The organism is Diaphorobacter ruginosibacter, from assembly GCF_040396215.1.
GTDB lineage: Bacteria > Pseudomonadota > Gammaproteobacteria > Burkholderiales > Burkholderiaceae_C > Diaphorobacter_A > Diaphorobacter_A ruginosibacter_A.
In genome coordinates this window covers 1-17,864 of sequence record NZ_JBEBOW010000072.1, presented here as the reverse complement: position 1 = coordinate 17,864, position 17,864 = coordinate 1, and the positions used below count along the sequence as shown (strand labels likewise).

Here is a 17,864-nt window from a genome sequence, read left to right as displayed (position 1 = left end):
AGGTGGACGTGCCGTTGGTCACGAAGAAGCAGTGGTCGGCATTGAAGATGCGCGCCGCGTTGCGCTCGCTCTCGCCGATGGCGCCGTTGTGGTCAAGCAGCTGGCCGAGCTCTTCCACCGCATTGCAGACGTCCGCGCGGAGCATGTTCTCGCCATAGAACTGGTGGTACATCTGGCCGACCGGGCTCTTGAGGAACGCCACGCCGCCGCCGTGCCCCGGGCAGTGCCACGAATACGAACCGTCCTCCGCATAGTCCAGCAGCGCCTTGAAGAATGGCGGCTGCACGCCTTCCAGGTACATCTTGGCCTCGCGCACGATGTGGCGCGCGACGAACTCCGGCGTGTCCTCGAACATGTGGATGAAGCCATGCAGCTCGCGCAGGATGTCGTTGGGCAGATGGCGCGCCGTCTTTGTCTCGCCATGCACGTAGATCGGCACGTCGGCATTCTTGCGGCGCACCTCGGTGATGAAGCTGCGCAGGCTCAGCACGATCGGGTCGATGCCCATGTCGGAGGTGAACTCCTCGTCGTCGATCGACAGGATGAACGCGCTCGCGCGGCTTTGCTGCTGCGCGAACTGCGTGAGATCGCCGTAGCTCGTCACGCCCAGGACTTCAAAGCCCTCTTCTTCGATGGCATGCGCCAATGCGCGGATTCCCAATCCGGACGTATTCTCCGAACGGTAGTCCTCGTCGATGATGACAATGGGAAAGCGGAATTTCATGCGCGGACTCCGGCAAGCAAGGGGCGAAAAAACGAAATAGCCGCAAAGTGTAAGGAATCTGCGTGACCATTATTCAAACGCGGCGGTAATTAGCCCAAAATGTCTCGGTTAAAAGACACAATGGACCGATGGGCGCCGCATCGTGGCGCCGGCTCGAAACTCTGGGAGTGCCGCTCATGCATTTGGACAATGCCACCCTCTGGTGGATCATGGCCGGAATCACCGTCGCAGCAGAGCTGCTGATCGGATCGTTCTACCTGCTCATGATCGCGCTCGGCCTGGCCGCGGGCGGCCTTGCCGCATTTGTTGGCATTGGCAACACCGGGCAGATACTGATTGCCGCGCTGGTGGGCGCGCTATCCGTGCTCGGATGCTACTTCGCCAGGCGCGCGCGCCCCGGAGATCCCTCCCCCAGGTCCGACCGCAGCGTCAACCTGGACGTCGGCGAGACGATCTACATCGAACGCTGGCAAAGCGACGGCACCGCGCAGGTCAGATACCGGGGCGCCACCTGGACGGCCATCCACCGTCCCGGCATCACGCCCGCCACCGGCGCCCACCGCGTATCGGAACTGGTCGGCAACCGCCTGCTGGTGGATCCCATCTGAGCGGCCCGGCCCGACCTGCTACGCTCGTCCCATCCTCTCATCATCCATCACCGTGAAGGAACCCAGTTCATGGAATTTGCCATCGTTGTATTCGTCATCGCCGCCATCTTCATCGCACGGTCGATCAAGATCGTTCCCCAGCAGCACGCATGGATCAAGGAGCGCCTTGGCAAATACGCGGGCACCCTGCCGCCGGGACTGAAATTCATCATCCCGTTCGTCGACCGGATCGCCTACAAGCACAGCCTCAAGGAAATCCCGCTCGACGTCCCCAGCCAGGTCTGCATCACGCGCGACAACACCCAGCTGCAGGTCGACGGCATCCTGTACTTCCAGGTCACCGACCCCATGCGCGCCAGCTACGGCTCCAGCAACTACATCACCGCCGTGACGCAGCTGGCGCAGACATCGCTGCGCAGCGTGATCGGCAAACTCGAGCTCGACAAGACCTTCGAAGAGCGCGACATGATCAACGCGCAGGTCGTCTCCGCCATCGACGAAGCCGCGCTCAACTGGGGCGTCAAGGTGCTGCGCTACGAAATCAAGGATCTCACGCCGCCCGCCGAAATCCTGCGCGCCATGCAGGCCCAGATCACAGCCGAGCGCGAAAAGCGCGCCCTCATCGCGGCATCCGAAGGCCGCCGCCAGGAGCAGATCAACATCGCCACCGGCGAACGCGAAGCATTCATCGCCCGCTCGGAAGGTGAGAAACAGGCCGCCATCAACAACGCCCAGGGCGAAGCCGCGGCCATCACCGCCGTCGCCGACGCCACCGCCCAGGCCATCGAACGCATCGCCGCCGCCATCCGCCAGCCCGGCGGCGAACAGGCGGTGCAACTGAAAGTGGCCGAGCAGGCAGTGAACGCCTACGGCAAGGTCGCGGCCGACAGCACCACCACGCTGATCGTTCCCAGCAACATGACCGAAGTCTCCGCGCTGGTCACCTCCGCGATGAAGATGATCCAGACAGGACAGCGGAGCAATTGAAGAATTTCGCGATACGAAACGCAAGCTGCTATATAGTCCGTAGCTTGCCGGGGTCGCCTGGCGCTTTGCAGAGCTTGCTCCGCAGCGCACGAGCGGTCTCTGTCAAGAAAGACTCGAAGCAAATAAAAATCGAGTTTTTCAAAACACTCAATTTTCTGAACTATAATTGAAGGCTTCCGGAGAGGTGGATGAGCGGTTTAAGTCGCACGCCTGGAAAGCGTGTGTGGGTTAATAGCCCACCGCGGGTTCGAATCCCGCCCTCTCCGCCAGTCAAAAGAAGGGTTAGCAGGTACTCATCTGCTAACCCTTTTTCTTTGCTACTCCTCTGAAAACGAGGCCCGCAGCAGAGGTAGCACCCGGCAAACCGTGTAAGGTTGCCGTGTGAACCAAGCCATGGTGACCCGACTCCCCGGCGTGCATCGCCGTGCCGATTCAGGCGTCTATCGCCCCCCCCGAAGACCTCCGAACCCGCTTTCCCAGTGGCGTAGCCATCCGCGCTTCGCTCAAGACTGCCGGCCCCAGAGAAGATCAGTCCGGGCCTTCTGCGACTATGTTCAATCCCTGCCGAAAGGATCAATCTTCCCGCACCTGCCCAAAGAGGGAAGAACGGAGCGGGCGGGCAGTTCGGCAAGTAGTTTTGCGCCGTCAAAAACACGAAAGGCTTCACGCCCCAGCCAAGTCGCTTCACTCCTTGTGGCACCTCATCACCACAAAGTTAAGGCTAACAGGTGACACCGATGCACAGGCAGATACGCTCACGGAGCATGCAGCGACCATCAAGCGCAAGGCTGAACAGCTTCGACATGTGATTGAGCTGCTGGAATCTCCGATCCAACAGATTCCTGCGTATCACGGTGACTCATGACCGTTTCCGACCCCAAGCAGACATACCTTGTGTGCCAAGCGAAGCCGCGAGCTGTCAAGTAGGCACACTCGCTCCGGGCTATCCATCCGACGAATTACGAGAAATTTCAGCGGCAAGCTCGTTGAAACCATTTCTCATGGACTCGAAGCCCTTCAGCAGTGACTCATGATCTTCCTCAGGTGCAGCATCAAGCGCTTCGCTTTCGTCTTCAGTGAGAGCGATCGTTCGCGTGGACTCTCGACCACTTTCGTCATGGCGGAGTGTGATGTCAACCTGGTGCCTTGGGCGCTTGCGTATTTGCATCCTTGCTTTAGTCCCTTCTGCAAGAGGTATAGGTTCCGCGCGACCACTGTCGGGGTTGAATTTCATCAACTGCAATGTTTGACGGAAGCGCACACCTTGGAGAATTTCAAGTGTCGGCCCAACTGCATGTGGTGGCCTTGGTCGATAGCCTAGTCCATCATCGTACGTGTGCATGGTTGCGGCTTTCAGTACGCCAATTTCGGCTAGGTAGTTTTCCCAAAAGTTCAGCACATTAGTCTGTGCTTGCATGACATCTAGGATGTGTTCCATCCGCAAGTTTGGCGACGACCTGCTTTGATATGCACCTGTATTCGCCCTCAGCGTCCTCATAGTGGATCATGTTTATGATTTCGTGCAATTGCGTTGCAGAAGTGAGCAGCGGAGCGCCGTGCGGCGTTGGCTTCGTAACGGTCCGATGCTTACTCACATTCGCAATGTCTCCCACCAAAGCCAGATCGGGACACCTTGCTTCTGCTGCAGCTCGGGAAAGCGCATGAGCCTCTGGAAGATGCTCTCGTAAGTGAAATAGTGCTTCACAGGCGCCTACTGCCAATCGCAAATCGATACTTCTGCCAGCGCGCGGCTCGGCAAGACGCTCCTTGAACTCTCGATATGCGACTCGCACGTTTTCATAGAAGTAGGCATGGAGGTCGTCAAACATTATTGGTGTCAAAGGGTTGATAGGGGACAATTCGTATGATCGCTCATTGCGCAGTGCTCCTGTGTCTTTGGAGTCCTCTTTTGGCCGCTTGCTGCCACCCAACCACTGAACCGTGAATGCCCCAGTTCAGCTTTTCCAGCCGCTTGCAGATTCTTGAGCCCATCATTTAGAATAAAAGTAGTTCTCATTTGCATGATTCCTTTTACCCCTGATGCCTGCTCCGGATCTTTCGCTTGCTGATGATGTCACCAGCCTGTATGTCGAGCACAGCACTTGGCTTCAGGGTTGGTTGCGCAGGCGCATCGGCGATACGTTCACGGCGGCTGATGTAGCTCAGGATACCTTCCTCAGCCTGCTGGACGGAAAAACCGCAACGCAGGAGATTCGTGAGCCGCGGCCGTTTCTTGCAACCATCGCCAATCGGCTGCTGGCACACCGTTTTCGTCGACAGTTGCTCGAAACCGCCTATCTGGAGGCCCTGGCGGGCCTGCCTGAAGAATTTGCCCCATCGCCGGAGACGCGGCTGATTGCGCTCCAAAGTCTGCAGGAGATCGACCGAGTGCTCGATGGGCTGCCTGCCAAAGTGCGAGAAGCGTTTCTGTTGGCCCACCTGGTCGAACTGAGCTACGCCGAGATCGCCGACCGCCTGGCTGTCTCGGCCAGCTCGGTCAAACAATATCTGGCCCGGGCCAACCGCGAATGCCTGTTCGCCATTTCATTCTGACGCCGTGGCCACCCCTGACGAACCATTGACTCTGCCCTGCGGGCGGGTGATCAGCCGGGCCACCGCAAATGCAGCAGCAGATTGGCTCACGCTGCTGATGTCTGGAGAGGCTACTGAAGAGCAGCAAAGACGGTGGGATCAGTGGCGTAAGGCGCATGTCGACCATGAAGCGGCCTGGCTGCATATCGAGTCCGTCACGGGCCGCATGAAATCGCTGGGCTCCAGCCCAGCCTACACCGCTCTGTCCTCTTGCCGCGCAACAGGCCAACCCGCTTCCGCCACGCGAAGGCGAGTCATGCGGATGCTGGTGTGGGGTGGCGTGGCCACCAGCGCCGGGCTTCTTGCCTCCCGTACCACGCCATGGCAAGCCAGCATGGCCAACTGCCGGAGTGCGACCGGTGAGCAGCGCAACTTTGCATTGGAAGACGGCACGCAGCTCACGCTCAACACTGGCAGTGCAGTGAATCTTCGATTCGATGCCAGAGAGCGCCGCATTCTGCTGCTGGAAGGCGAAATCATGGTTGCCACCCGCCATGGATCGGGTATTCCCACTGATCCCCGGCCGCTGCTGGTGGAGACAGCCGACGGCAGCATCCGATCGCTGGGCACCCGTTTTACCGTACGCCAGCGCCCCGAAAGCACCAGTGTGGCGGTGCTGGATAGCGCCGTTGAGATATCGCCCCGAGATGCACCGGGGCGCACGCTCGTGCTGCATGCCGGTGAGCAGACACAATTCCGACGCGAGGCGATCGAGACGCCCGGTTTGACCGATGAACAGTCGGTCGCCTGGACGCAAGGGCAGATTCTGGCTGACGAACTGCGCCTTGGCGACTTTCTTGCCGAGCTGGATCGCTACCGGCCAGGCTTCATACGTGTCGATCCGCGGGTTGCGCACCTGCGCCTCTCCGGCGTCTTTCCGTTGGCGGACACCGATCGCATTCTGACCACATTGCCCAGCGTGTTGCCGGTGCGTGTGCAATGGCGTACGCGTTACTGGGTGACGGTGGTGCCCGCGGATCGGGGGCGCTGAGAAAAATTTTTGCAAATGGACTGCCCGATTTGCATTCTCGCGGCACCTACCTCATGAGGGACCTGAATTTTCAGAGGTCCAGTCAAGAGGAAAGACATGTCGAATTTTCAACGCGGCCGCTTTTTGGGGAGTCCGCATCCATCTCCCGTGGCGCTCGCCGTGCTGGCACTTGCTCTGGGTTTCATGGGCAGTGCGCCGTCTCTCGCCATCGCACAGGACACCGCGCAAGCATCCGGCGCAGGCGTCGCCGATTTCCGCATAGCCGCCGGGCCACTGGCTCCGGCGCTGCGCGAGCTGGCCAGCAAGTCCAACATCATCCTGAGCTTCACTGCTGAACAGACCGAAGGCAGGCACACGCCCGGTGTCAGCGGCCGCCACACCGTCAGCAGCGCCCTGGCCGTGTTGCTGAGCGGGACCGGACTTCGCGCCATGCAATTGGACAACGGCGCATTCGTGCTGCGTGCCGACAATACCCCCAGCACTTCCGCGCACCCCGCGCCAATTGCCGCAGCCTCCGTTCCCAACACACTGCCTTCGGTCACCGTAACCGAGACAGCGACCGGCAGCAATGTCACCGAGGGCACGCATTCGTACACCACGGGCAGCATGAGCACGGCGACCCGGCTCAATCTGTCCATACGGGATACGCCGCAGGCCGTCACCGTCATCACCCGTGAGCGCATTCAGGACCAAGGTCTGGCAACGGTCAACGACGTGGTGCAGGCAGCACCCGGCCTGACGTTTCGGCGATTCGGTCCGGAACGCGCATCCTTCTATTCGCGCGGCATGTACGTGGACAACATCATGTACGACGGTCTGCCGGTGAGCCTGGACAGCTCCAACCTTTCGCAGGATCTGCTGGCCACCGACATGGCCATCTACGACCGCGTGGAGATCGTGCGCGGCGCCACCGGCCTGACCCAGGGCGCGGGCAATCCGTCAGCGGCCATCAACCTGGTGCGCAAGCGTCCGACCACGGTGCCGCAAGTCTCCGTGGGCGTGAACGCAGGCAGTTGGGATCGCTATCGGGCGGAGCTGGATGCATCCGGCCCATTGTCGGAAGACGGCAGTCTGCGCGGACGCACCGTGATCGCCACTCAGGACTACGGAAGCTACAAGCGCGGTGAAAGCAGCACGGGCCAGACGCTCTACGGCATTCTGGAGAAGGACCTGAACGCCTCCACCAAACTGACGCTCAGTGCGTTGCATCAGGAAAGCAGGCTCCACGGCAACGGCTTCACCGGCCTTCCGGTGGCCAGCGACGGCAGTGATCTGGGACTGCCCCGTTCCACGTCCTATGCCAATGACTGGGAACATTGGAACAAGACCACCAATTCGGCCTTCGTCGGGCTGGATCACAGGTTCGACAACGATTGGCGCGTGCATTTGTCGGCCTATTACGCGCAGGCCGAAGTGGACATGCAGGGCCACTACCTCAGCCACAACGTCACCACCGGCGTCTACAGCCAGTTGGGCGCTCGCAATGCACATGAGGAAAAGCAGGCCAGTGCCCACCTGTATGCAAACGGCCCCTTCGAGCTGCTGGGCCGCAAGCATGAACTCGTGTTGGGTGCGAGCTACCGGAACATCAATTTCGACGGCAACAGCCGCCAAGGCCTGGCGCTCGACAGCAATCTCGATCTGTACAACTTCAACCCGAGCGCCGTGGCGGATCCCGAGATCCCCTTGCGCGACTGGATGGACGCGAAGATCACGCAGCAAAGCGTCTATGCGACGACACGCTTGAACGTAGCCGAACGGGTGAAGCTGATCCTGGGCGGAAGACTGGACTGGTTCGACTACAACGACACCGTCAATACCTATCCGAACTTCGCCTCCAACACGCCATCCGTCAGTGCTCATAACCGCTACAGCGTCGACAACCACCTGACAAAGTACGCTGGGCTGGTGTTCGACCTGAACGACCAGCACGCGCTCTACGCCAGCTATACCGATATCTTCAAGCCCCAGAACTATCGGGACGCCAGCAACAAGCTGCTGGCTCCGGTGATCGGCCGCAACTATGAAATCGGTATCAAGGGCGAGTACTTCGATGGCGCGCTGAACGCATCGGCTGCGGTATTCCGCATGGATCAGAAAAACCGTGCCTACCGCAGCGCCGACCAGACGCAGTGCGCCAACTACCCAACCGTCACCTGTTATTCGGCTGCCGGCGAGGTTCGCAGCCAGGGCGTGGAATTGGAAGTGCAAGGCGCCATCACGCCGAACTGGCAGGCGGGTGCCGGCTACACGGTGGCCATCGCCCGCTACCGCAAGGATGCAACCGCCAGCAATGTGGGTGAGCTCTTCGACACCGACACTCCAAGGCACCTGTTCAAGCTGTCGACCATGTACCGGCTGCCCGGTGACTTGCAGGGCTGGCGCATAGGAGGCTCGGTCTATCGCCAGGGCTTCATCTACAACAAGGGCACCACCAGCGGCGTCCCCTTCTACATCACACAGAAGGCATACGCCGTGGCCGACCTGGTGATTGGCTGGCAGGCCACGCCAAAGCTGGACATCCGGCTCAACATCAACAACGTATTCGACAGGAAGTACTACAACGCGCTGTCTGGCAGCGCGAGCTTCCCCAGCAACGTCTATGGCGAGCCGCGCAACATGATGCTGTCGGCGCGGTACCAGTTTTGAGGCGTCTCGGCATGCGTGGCGCGCTGGTGGTGCTGCATCGTTGGTGTGGCCTTTTCATCGCTGGGTTCTTGTTCATCGCAGGCCTGACCGGCGCAGTGATCACCTGGTCCCACGAACTTGACGAGTGGGCCAATCCTCAACTGTTTCGGGCCGCCTCCGGCACGAGGCAAGCCACACTTTCACCCCTGGAACTGGCGCGGCGAGCCGAGGCGGCCGATCCGCGCCTGAGGGTCAGCTTCGTGCCGCTGACGCTGGAGCCGGGCCACACGGCGATGTTGGGCGTTGCCGCGCGTATCGATCCCGCCACGGGAGCTCCCTACAGGCTGGGCTTCAACCAACTGGCGATGGATCCGGCCACCGGCGAGATCCAAGGTCAGCGTCAGTGGGGTCGAATATCGCTGTCGCGCGAGAACCTGCTGCCCTTCCTCTACAAGCTGCACTACACCATGCACATTCCCAAAGGCTGGGGAATCGAATGGGGGGTATGGCTGATGGGCATGGTTTCAGCCGTGTGGATCTTCGACTGCTTTCTTGCACTGTGGATCTCGTTTCCCAGTGCGCGCGCATGGCGCAAGTCGTTCAGCTTCCGGCTGCGTCAGGGCGGCGCCAAGCTCAACTTTGACATCCACCGCTCCGGCGGCGTGTGGGTATGGGGCCTGCTGCTGATGTTGGCCGTGACCTCGGTGTCGCTGAATCTGGGCACTCAGATAATGCGTCCCCTGGTATCGGTGTTTTCTCCTCTGACGCCCTCGCCGTTCCAGTTGCGCCAAGGCAGCCGAGAACGGGAACTGGCCGATCCGGTGCTTGACCGGGAACATGCCATCGCAAGAGCCGAGGCCGAGGGGCGCAGCCGCGGCTGGGCAGCGCCCGCAGGCTCCATCTTCTATGCGCAACGTTTCGGCGTTTATGGCGTCACGTTCTTCACGCCGGAAAACGACCGGGATGACGACGGCATGGGCAATGAAGTGCTGTATCTGGACGGAGATACCGGCGCCATTCTCGGCGACAAGGTGCCAGGCCAAGGCTCTGCGGGCGATGTTTTCATGCAGGCCCAACTGCCGCTCCACTCAGGGCGGATACTGGGCACGCCGGGACGTGTACTGATGTCGTTCATGGGCGTCTTCATCGCTGCGCTGAGCGTGACAGGTTTGCTGATATGGGTGCGTAAGCGCCGAGCCCGAGCGGCTACATGATCGCGCATCGCCATCGCTTTGAAGCCCCGAGGCAGCCGGTGAACAGGAGCATGCCCATCATTGATGAGAATAAATCTCATTTGTGTAGAATGCGGCACATTTCATTTCGCAAGAGAATTTTGTGCGCGATCAAGTCAACAAGGACCCCTGCCAGGCCCTGGGCGGCATGTACGTGCTGCACAACGCCTGGCTAATTTCCTGGCTGCACAGGAAACTGGGCAACCGGCACGACGCAGCCGACATCGCGCAGGATACGTTCACACGCGTTTGCGCCGGCGCCAGGGCGCGCGCCATTGAAATCACGGACATCCAGGAGCCGCGCGCCTACCTGACGACGGTTGCCAGACGGCTGATGTTCAATCACCTGGAACGCCAATCGCTCGAGCAGGCCTACCTGGCGTCCCTGTCCCTGCTGCCCGAGGAATCCGTGCTCTCCGTGGAGGACCGGTCCATCCTTCTGGAAACGTTGGCCGAGCTGGACTCGCTGCTCAACGACTTGCCCGCCAAGGTGCGCACGGCTTTCCTTCTCTCGCAGCTCGACGGACTGCCGTACGAAGAAATTTCGCTGCGGATGCAGGTGAGCGTGCGAACGGTCACACGCTACATGGCGCAAGGCTTCAGGCAGTGCCTGCGGGTGATGCTGGAGGCTTGAGATGAGCGCCATCGATGCTCGGATCCTGGACGAGGCGGCTGTCTGGCTGGCGCGCGCGCGTGCCTCCGATTTCGGCGAGAGGGAGCAGTCCGAGCTGGCACGGTGGCGCAATCGCAGTGCCGAACACGAAGCCGTGTGGCAGCGCGCGCAGCAGCTCAACCGCCAGATGGACGCCCTTCCCCCATCCGTTGCCATGGCGGTCCTCAACCGGCCCCGGTCCGCGACAGGCCGCCGCCACATGCTGCGCACTGCGGCCCTTGCATTGAGCGCGCCGATGCTCGGCTGGTTCGCCTACCGCTTTCTGCCCTGGGATCTCTGGGGCGCGGACTACCGCACCGCGACAGGCGAGAGCCGCTCCGTCACATTGGCCGACGGCAGCCGCGTGATGCTCAATACCGGCTCGGCGATCCGGACCCGCTTCGACGGCCAGGCGCGCCGGGTTCAGCAGATCGCAGGCGAGATCCTGGTGGAGACCTCGCATGCGGGCGCTTTCCAGAACCAGCCCTTCATCGTGGAGACGGGCGACGGCCTGATGCGGGCGCTCGGCACGCGCTTCATCATTCGCAAACACGAGCGGAGCACGCTGCTGTCCGTGCTGCAAGGAGCGGTGCGGGTCAGCCCTTCGCATGCCAGCGAGGCGGCCATCGTGCGCGCGGGGGAGCGGCTGCGGTTCGACTCGCAGGGGCTGGGGCCGGTCACGCCGCTTTCGGCGCTGGCCGACGCCTGGACGCGGGGCGTGCTTTTCGCGGAGAACATGCGCCTGAAGGACTTCCTCGCGGAGCTGAGCCGCTACCGTGAAGGCGCCCTGCACTGCGAACCGGATGCAGCCGATCTGATGGTCTCCGGAGTATTTCAACTGGGCGACACCGATCGCATCCTGGAGCTGCTGGAGCAGACCCTTCCCGTGCGCGTTCTCGCGCGTACGCGCTACTGGATCACCGTCACGCGGGCGTGATTGCAGCCCTTGCACGAAGCGCATCCTGAAAGCGCCCTGGAAATTTTTGTTGCCGGGCCGCCCCAAGACAAAAAGCGCCCCCTCGGGAGGCAGCGAACCATGCGTGGCGGGGAAGCGTGGGGGCTCTTTTTTTTCACAAGACTGTCCGGTTTTCCGATCTCGCCTGTCATAGGAATTGAAACCATTCACCGACAGCTACGAGGACCGACCAGCATGCCTTCTTCACACGCTCCGCGCGTTCGCCCGCAATCGCCGGACACACGACTGCGCCCCTTGGCCATCGCGGCCATCATCTGCATGACCACCGCGGGGCTGCATGCGACAGCGGCCCATGCCGCGGATTCCGTGGCCATCGCCGCGCAGAAAGCCTACCGGATTCCAGCGGGTCCGCTGGCGCAGGCGCTCATGGGCTTTGCGGCGCAGGCCGGCGTCAACCTCAGCATCGATCCCGGCAGGCTCGCCGGCCTGCAAGCGCCCGCCCTCTCCGGCGCGTACACAACGGACGAGGGCTTCGCGCACCTGCTCGCCGGTTCGGGCTTTCGCGCGCGCAGCGTGAGTGCGGGAAACTACATACTCGAGCCCGCCGCGCGGAAGACGTCCGCCCAGACGCCCGAGCCTTCCGGCGTGCAGCCGGAGTCCGCAGGCGCCCCGGCGAATGCGCGGGAATCGCAGGAACTCGGCGTCGTGACGGTGTCCGTCACGCGGCTGGCGCAATCCACCGACAATGCGCCCCAGAACATCAAGGTCATCGGCCGGGAAGAGATCCAGAAGCAGTTGGCCGTCACCTCCAGCACCACACAGCTGCTGAGCAACCTGATTCCGTCGATGACGCCGGCCATGCAGAAGATGAGCAACTACGGCCAGACGATGCGCGGGCTCCAGCCTCAGATCATGGTGGACGGGATACCCCAGTCCAGCCCGATGTACACCAGCATCGGACGGGATATGACGACGATCGATCCTTCGATGATCGAGCGCATCGAAGTCATCCAGGGCGCCAACAGCAGCAACGGCATCGGCGGCATGGGCGGCACCATCAATCTCGTGACCAAACAGGCCAAGGCGGGCCCGCCGCAGCAGCACGTCTCGGTGGAGGCCACCAGCCCGACGTCGCAGCTCAAGGGCGAGACAATGTCGTACAAAACCACTTACGGGGTCAACGGAAGCAGCGGCGACATCGACTACCTGTTCAATCTCAGCTACCAGAGCCAGGGCGCCTTTCTGGATGGCAACAACCAGCGCATCGGAACCTATGATGACCAGGGCGACCTCATGGATTCGCGCTCGTATGACGTGATGGCCAAGCTCGGCTATGCCATCGACGACAACCAGCGCGTCGGGCTGACCATCAACCGCTTCCGCATCCAGAACGACAACAACTACTCGCTGGTCTCGGGCGACCGGGACGCGGGAATCGTGACCACTTCCAGGAAAAAGCCCGCACAAGGCGTCGCGCCCTACAACGACTCGTGGACCGTGGGCGCGAACTACGACAACTACGACCTGGACGGCATGAAGCTGAATGCGTCTGTGTATTACCAGACCGTCGATTCCCTGTTTCGCGGAAACACCAAATTCCTCGGCAACGGCGTCTATGACCAGAGCCACGCCAGTTTCGACAAGTTCGGAGCCAAGCTGGGCCTGACCACCGCCGACTTCATGGACAAGACCATGCGGGCCACGTTCGGCATCGACCTGATGCATGAGAGCTCCAACCAGAAGCTCTGGCACAGCAATCTGTACTGGGTGCCCGACATCGACTACACCGACGTTTCGCCGTTCGCGCAACTGGAGTACACGCCGGTCTCATCCGTCAAGCTGGTCGGCGGAGTGCGCTACGAGCATGCCAGCGTCAAGGTGGACAGCTTCACCACGTTGCCCCGGTATGGCAACAAGTTCGTGGAAGGCGGCTCGTTCAGCTTCGGCAAGACGCTCTTCAACCTGGGGGTGTCCTGGTCGCCGGTGGAGCCGCTGAACCTGTTCGCCAATTTCTCCCAGGGCTTCAAAGTGCCGGACATGGGCAAGGCGATCCGCGGCATCTCCGTCGATGGAGCGAGACTCTCCACCGTGTCGTACTTCCAGCCCGACATCGCGGACAACTACGAAGCCGGCTTCCGGGTCAGGAACGACAGGCTCGCGCTTCAGGCCAGCTACTTCCACACCAGGGTCAAGCCGGGGACGGTCATCTCGTACAGCAACGACCAATGGGTGGCGAACCGCTACATCACGCAGATAGACGGCGTGGAGCTGACCTCCAACTACCGGTTCAGCCCCAGCCACGAGGCAAGCCTTGGTTATGCGCATTCGCGCGGACGCTACGACCTTGACGGCGACGGAAAGGTGGACACCCGGCTGAACGGCTCCAACATCGCCCCCGACCGGCTGATGCTGAGCTGGTCCGCCCAATGGAGCGAGCGCCTGTCCACCATGCTGCAGGCGAACTGGTATTTCAAGCGCGGCTTCGACGGCGGCAACTCGGTGGACACCTACGATGCCGGCAAGTACCGCTTCTCGGGCTACGGCCTGCTCGACCTGTCTCTGACCTACAAGCTCCCGCACGGCAAGCTGAACGTGGGCATCGCCAACCTGCTCAATCGCAAATACGTCACGTACTACTCGCAAAGCGGCATCGTCGGCAATGACTACTTCTTTGCAGGACAAGGCCGCACCCTCACCGTCGGCTACCGGCACGACTTCTGAAGCAGGGCCAGGCCGCGGACGGCATTCTGCCTGAGCGAGGCGCGGACGGACACGTCATGGGATTGAGAAGAATCTGCTTCCAACTGCACTGGTTTCTCGGAATCACCACAGGCATGTTTCTGGTGGTGATGGGGTTGTCGGGCGCGCTCCTGAGTTTTCAGGAAGAGATCGTCGGCTGGCTCAATCCCGGCGCCCTGCATGCAGCGCCCGATCCCGTGCATGAGCGCCTGGCGCCCGCCGCGCTGCTGGCCGCCATGCGCGCCGGCGGAGACACGCGGCCCATCGCGCGGGTGGAACTGTACGCCGCCTCTGGCCGGAATCCGCGGATCACATTCGCGCCCACGGCGCAGTACCCGCACGGCGAAACCGCCTGGGCGAACGCCCATACCGGCGAGCCGCAGCACCGCCTGAGAAGCATGCGTTTCTTTGCCTGGGTGGAGCGCTTGCATATCTGGCTGCTTCTGCCCGCGCGCATCGGCCAACCAGCCACCGGGATTCTCGCGGCAAGCCTGCTGGCGCTTGGCCTCTTGGGCCTGTACCTGCGCTGGCCCGCAAAGCCCTGGTCCGCCAGGGCGTGGCTTCATCTGCCGCTTCACCGCAAGGGGCGGCACTTTCTGTGGGGGCTTCACTCCGTGGCCGGAACCTGGGTGCTGCTCATCCACGTGGTGCTGGCCGGCACCGGAATGTACTGGGGACTGCCTCCCCTGCGCGCGTGGGTGGATACCCGGATGGGAGTGCCCGCGCGAGCCGCTCCGTCGCCGCCAGCCACCACACCGGTCCGCGTGCAAGAACATACGCCCGTCGGCCCCGCCGACCTGGGCCCGGCATGGCGAAGCTTCGAGCAGGCGGCCAGTGGCTGGCGCTACGTGCAGATACGCCTTCCCCTGAAGACGGGGCAGGATTTCCAGTTCAATTGGTATGCCGCCGATGCAGCGCATGAGATGGCTCGCAACCGGCTGACGGTCGCGGCTGACGGCACGGTGCGCCGCGACGATCGCTTCGACAGCCTGCCCGCCGCAAGGCGGGCGCTGGCCGCTGTCTATCCGCTGCACATGGGTAGCTATTTCGGCTTGCCCGGACGCATTGCGGCCATGCTGGCGTCGCTGGCGATACCGCTGTTCGCCATCACCGGCTGGATGCTGTATCTCGGCCGCCGCCGCCGCAAGGCGCGCAGCCTCGCCAGGGAGCCCTCGCTTCATGAGAATACGGACACGGCACGCGGGAACGCCCTGGCCGCCATCGCCGTCATCCATGCAAGCCAGTCCGGCACCGCGCGAGAGCTGGCGCGGCGCACGGCCGAACAGTTGCGCCGCGCAGGATGCGCCGTGGACGTGTTCGGCGCTTCACGGGCCAGCCAGCAAACGCTGGCCGCTTATCAGCACACGCTATGGATTGCCAGCACCTTCGGCGATGGAGGCCCTCCGGACGAGGCGCGCGACCTGCTGCGCTCACTGCGGACCATGGCGCTGCGGACGCAGGCTTATGCGGTGCTCGCACTGGGCGACAGCCAATATGAAAACTTCTGCGCCTTTGGCCTGCTGCTGCATACCACTTTGAAAAAAACCTTCGCGCAGCCATTGTTCGACCCGGTAGCCATGGATGCGGAGAACCCCCTGGCATGGCGGACATGGTGCTCGAGCCTTGCCGAGCACTGGCACATGCCGCCGGACGAATCGCCGGTGCCGAATGGGCATGGCTCGTTCATGGACTACCGCCTGGTCCGCCGGGCGCACTGCAATCCGCGCAGTCCCGGCGCGCCGCTGTACAGGCTGGAACTACAGCCCGCGACAGGCCCTCTGCCGGTTTGGCAAGCGGGCGCGCTCGCGGAGATTCTGCCCCGCAACGCATACGACGCGGTGCAGAAAATTCTGGATGCAGGCGGCTGCTCCGGCGATGAGCCCGTGGCATGCCGCAACCAGACGATGAGCCTGCGGGAAGCCCTGTCCACCAGCATCCTGCCGCAGCGGGTCCAGGCTGCGGCCGGGCTCGAATCCGTGCCCGCCGTGCTGCGCCCGATCACACCACGCAGCTACTCCATCGGCTCTTTGCCGGACGATGGCTGCATACAGCTATGGGTGCGCCAGGCCGGCCGCGGCGGCAATCGCCCTGGCCTCGCATCGGACTGGCTCACGCGGCATCTCCCCCTTGGCGCGACAGTGCGGCTGCGGCTGCGCGCCAACGCCGGCTTTGCGCCCTCCCTCCAGCCGGGACAAGCCGCTATCTTCATCGGCAGCGGCTCTGGCTACGCGGGCCTACGGGCCCATTTGCTGGCTCGCATCCGCAGTGGCCTGCATGACAATTGGCTCATCTTCGGTGAGCGCCAGCGCCATGCCGACGGCTGGGCGGAGGATGAAGCGCGCGCGTGGCTGGCCTGCGGACACCTACTGCGCGCGGACTTTGCCTACTCACGCGATACCGGCGGGCCACGCCATGTCCAGGACATCGTCCGGGAAAACAGCGCCGCCGCACGCCGCTGGATCATGCGGGGCGCGGCAGTCTATGTCTGCGGCCGCCGCCAAGGCATGGCCAGCGACGTGCAGGAAGCACTGGTCCAATTGCTTGGAAGCGATGGCTTCGAACACCTTGCCGCATCGGGCCGCTACCTGCGCGACGTGTACTAGCTTTTCAGCGCGTCAGCTCACAGGCGCCCGATGTCCACCGCGGCGCGATCCAGAATCGCGGCCACCTTCTCCAGCAGCTCACGGTCCGCTGCGGCTCCCGCGTCACCCAGCTTCAAGCGCAGGGAAGTGCGCAGATTCTCCGTGGCACGCACCAACTCGGCCGGGCGCTGGGCACGCGAGTGCATCTGGTGCGCTCGCAGGCGCGTGAGCGTGCGCTCGACGGCGGCCGCCTGCCCGGCAAGCTCCCTGCGGCCTTCCTCGGTAATGACGTAGCGCTTGCGGGCGTCCTGCGGATCGGCGGCTGCGATGGCCCCGGCCTCCTCAAGGAACGTCAGCGTCGGATAGATCGCGCCAGGGCTCGGGCTGTAATCTTCACCGGCCAGTTGAGCGATCGCCTTGATGATCTCGTAGCCATGGCGCGGCTCCTGCTGCGACAGCAGATGCAGGATCAGCACCTTGAGATCGCCCGACTCGAACAGCCGCTCCCGGCGCCTGCCGCCACGCCCACCCCGCCCGCCGTGTTCGCCGCGCTCCCCATGGCTGCCGCCTCCGAACGCGTCTTCCATCATGCCGCGGCGGATGAATGCCATGCGCGCCCGCATGGCATCCTGCTCCGAATCGAAGCGATGGCGCATTCCACGACGACCGCCCGGCTCGCGGCCAGCTTGTTCACGTTCTTCAAAAAAATGATGATGCATTGGATTCATAAGTACTACTAAGTATTATTAAAGATATATCTTTGAAGCATCTTTGTCAATCAAGAGAATGCCAATTCCATGTAAAGAGATGTGTCCACAAAGCCACCTCGACAGGGCATCGGGCGGGCGGGACTCTTTCCATGTTCATCGCGGCTGGCAACGGACGGCAGGTAGGACGCAGCGCCACCCGAACGACTGCCTGCCAGCGGCATGAAGCCGATGGCTGGCCGATGACTGATGGCAGGAGCAATATCCAAGACACGCCATGCGCTCGGACAAGAAACCCTTCGGCTCATTTCCGCTGGCTGCCTGCGTCAGAAGCCCCAAGCGACCATCCTTGCGGTCAATGACATGGAAGTCCGCTCGGCGTGGCCTGCCCAAGCACGCAGCGTGTCACGACCGCGGAACCATGAATCCAGTCATCCAATTTATCTCAATCAATCTTTTAATTGATTATTTAGAATATTTTCATAAAAAAATAAAAATACAATAAT

The 17,864-nt window shown here is 62.3% G+C and carries 13 protein-coding genes and 1 tRNA gene; 11 read left to right on the top strand and 3 right to left on the bottom strand.

Features of this window, described 5'->3' with window-relative positions:
• Nucleotides 1-724, bottom strand: a 724-nt coding sequence (locus ABWP92_RS10435; protein WP_353235311.1) for an Orn/Lys/Arg decarboxylase N-terminal domain-containing protein, incomplete at its 3' end; no start/stop codon positions are given.
• A 176-nt stretch (nucleotides 725-900) separates the two neighbouring features.
• Here ABWP92_RS10435 and ABWP92_RS10430 point away from each other — a divergent pair.
• The 3 genes from ABWP92_RS10430 to ABWP92_RS10420 all read left to right on the top strand — a co-directional run bounded on the left by ABWP92_RS10430 (nucleotide 901) and on the right by ABWP92_RS10420 (nucleotide 2,588).
• Nucleotides 901-1,332, top strand: coding sequence for an NfeD family protein (locus tag ABWP92_RS10430; protein WP_353235310.1), 432 nt, complete (start codon nucleotides 901-903; stop codon nucleotides 1,330-1,332).
• Between the two features lie 69 nt (nucleotides 1,333-1,401).
• Nucleotides 1,402-2,319, top strand: coding sequence for an SPFH domain-containing protein (locus tag ABWP92_RS10425; protein ID WP_353235309.1), 918 nt, complete (start codon nucleotides 1,402-1,404; stop codon nucleotides 2,317-2,319).
• 178 nt (nucleotides 2,320-2,497) lie between these two features.
• Nucleotides 2,498-2,588 (top strand) — tRNA-Ser (locus ABWP92_RS10420).
• A 674-nt stretch (nucleotides 2,589-3,262) separates the two neighbouring features.
• Here the strand turns inward: ABWP92_RS10420 and ABWP92_RS10415 are convergent.
• Nucleotides 3,263-3,736 carry a hypothetical protein gene (locus tag ABWP92_RS10415; protein ID WP_353235308.1) on the bottom strand — a complete coding sequence of 158 codons (474 nt, stop codon included), beginning with the start codon at nucleotides 3,734-3,736 and terminating at the stop codon, nucleotides 3,263-3,265.
• A 623-nt stretch (nucleotides 3,737-4,359) separates the two neighbouring features.
• On the opposite strand from ABWP92_RS10415, the gene ABWP92_RS10410 reads away from it, so the two are divergent.
• From ABWP92_RS10410 to ABWP92_RS10375, 8 genes are all read left to right on the top strand, one after another.
• Entirely contained in the window at nucleotides 4,360-4,872 is a 513-nt protein-coding gene (locus tag ABWP92_RS10410) for a sigma-70 family RNA polymerase sigma factor (protein ID WP_353235307.1), read from the top strand.
• Nucleotides 4,873-4,876: 4 nt separating this feature from the next.
• On the top strand, nucleotides 4,877-5,902 hold the full coding sequence (locus ABWP92_RS10405) for a FecR domain-containing protein (RefSeq protein ID WP_353235306.1): 1,026 nt from the start codon (nucleotides 4,877-4,879) through the stop codon (nucleotides 5,900-5,902).
• A gap of 96 nt (nucleotides 5,903-5,998) precedes the next feature.
• Complete coding sequence (locus ABWP92_RS10400; RefSeq protein WP_353235305.1) at nucleotides 5,999-8,551, top strand: TonB-dependent siderophore receptor; 2,553 nt, start codon at nucleotides 5,999-6,001, stop codon at nucleotides 8,549-8,551.
• Between the two features lie 11 nt (nucleotides 8,552-8,562).
• Nucleotides 8,563-9,744, top strand: coding sequence for a PepSY-associated TM helix domain-containing protein (locus ABWP92_RS10395; protein ID WP_353235304.1), 1,182 nt, complete (start codon nucleotides 8,563-8,565; stop codon nucleotides 9,742-9,744).
• Between the two features lie 166 nt (nucleotides 9,745-9,910).
• Nucleotides 9,911-10,396, top strand: a complete 486-nt coding sequence (locus ABWP92_RS10390) for a sigma-70 family RNA polymerase sigma factor (protein ID WP_353235312.1) — start codon at nucleotides 9,911-9,913, stop codon at nucleotides 10,394-10,396.
• Nucleotide 10,397: 1 nt separating this feature from the next.
• The gene (locus tag ABWP92_RS10385) at nucleotides 10,398-11,351 is read left to right on the top strand and encodes a FecR domain-containing protein (protein ID WP_353235303.1); all 954 of its coding nucleotides are present in this window, start codon (nucleotides 10,398-10,400) and stop codon (nucleotides 11,349-11,351) included.
• Nucleotides 11,352-11,564: 213 nt separating this feature from the next.
• Nucleotides 11,565-14,051, top strand: coding sequence for a TonB-dependent receptor (locus tag ABWP92_RS10380; RefSeq protein WP_353235302.1), 2,487 nt, complete (start codon nucleotides 11,565-11,567; stop codon nucleotides 14,049-14,051).
• 56 nt (nucleotides 14,052-14,107) lie between these two features.
• A complete protein-coding gene (locus ABWP92_RS10375; RefSeq protein WP_353235301.1) occupies nucleotides 14,108-16,672 on the top strand; it encodes a PepSY domain-containing protein in 2,565 nt (854 codons plus the stop codon).
• A 17-nt stretch (nucleotides 16,673-16,689) separates the two neighbouring features.
• Here the strand turns inward: ABWP92_RS10375 and ABWP92_RS10370 are convergent, their stop codons facing one another.
• Nucleotides 16,690-17,307, bottom strand: a complete 618-nt coding sequence (locus tag ABWP92_RS10370; protein ID WP_353235300.1) for a PadR family transcriptional regulator — start codon at nucleotides 17,305-17,307, stop codon at nucleotides 16,690-16,692.
• Nucleotides 17,308-17,864: the final 557 nt, after the last annotated feature.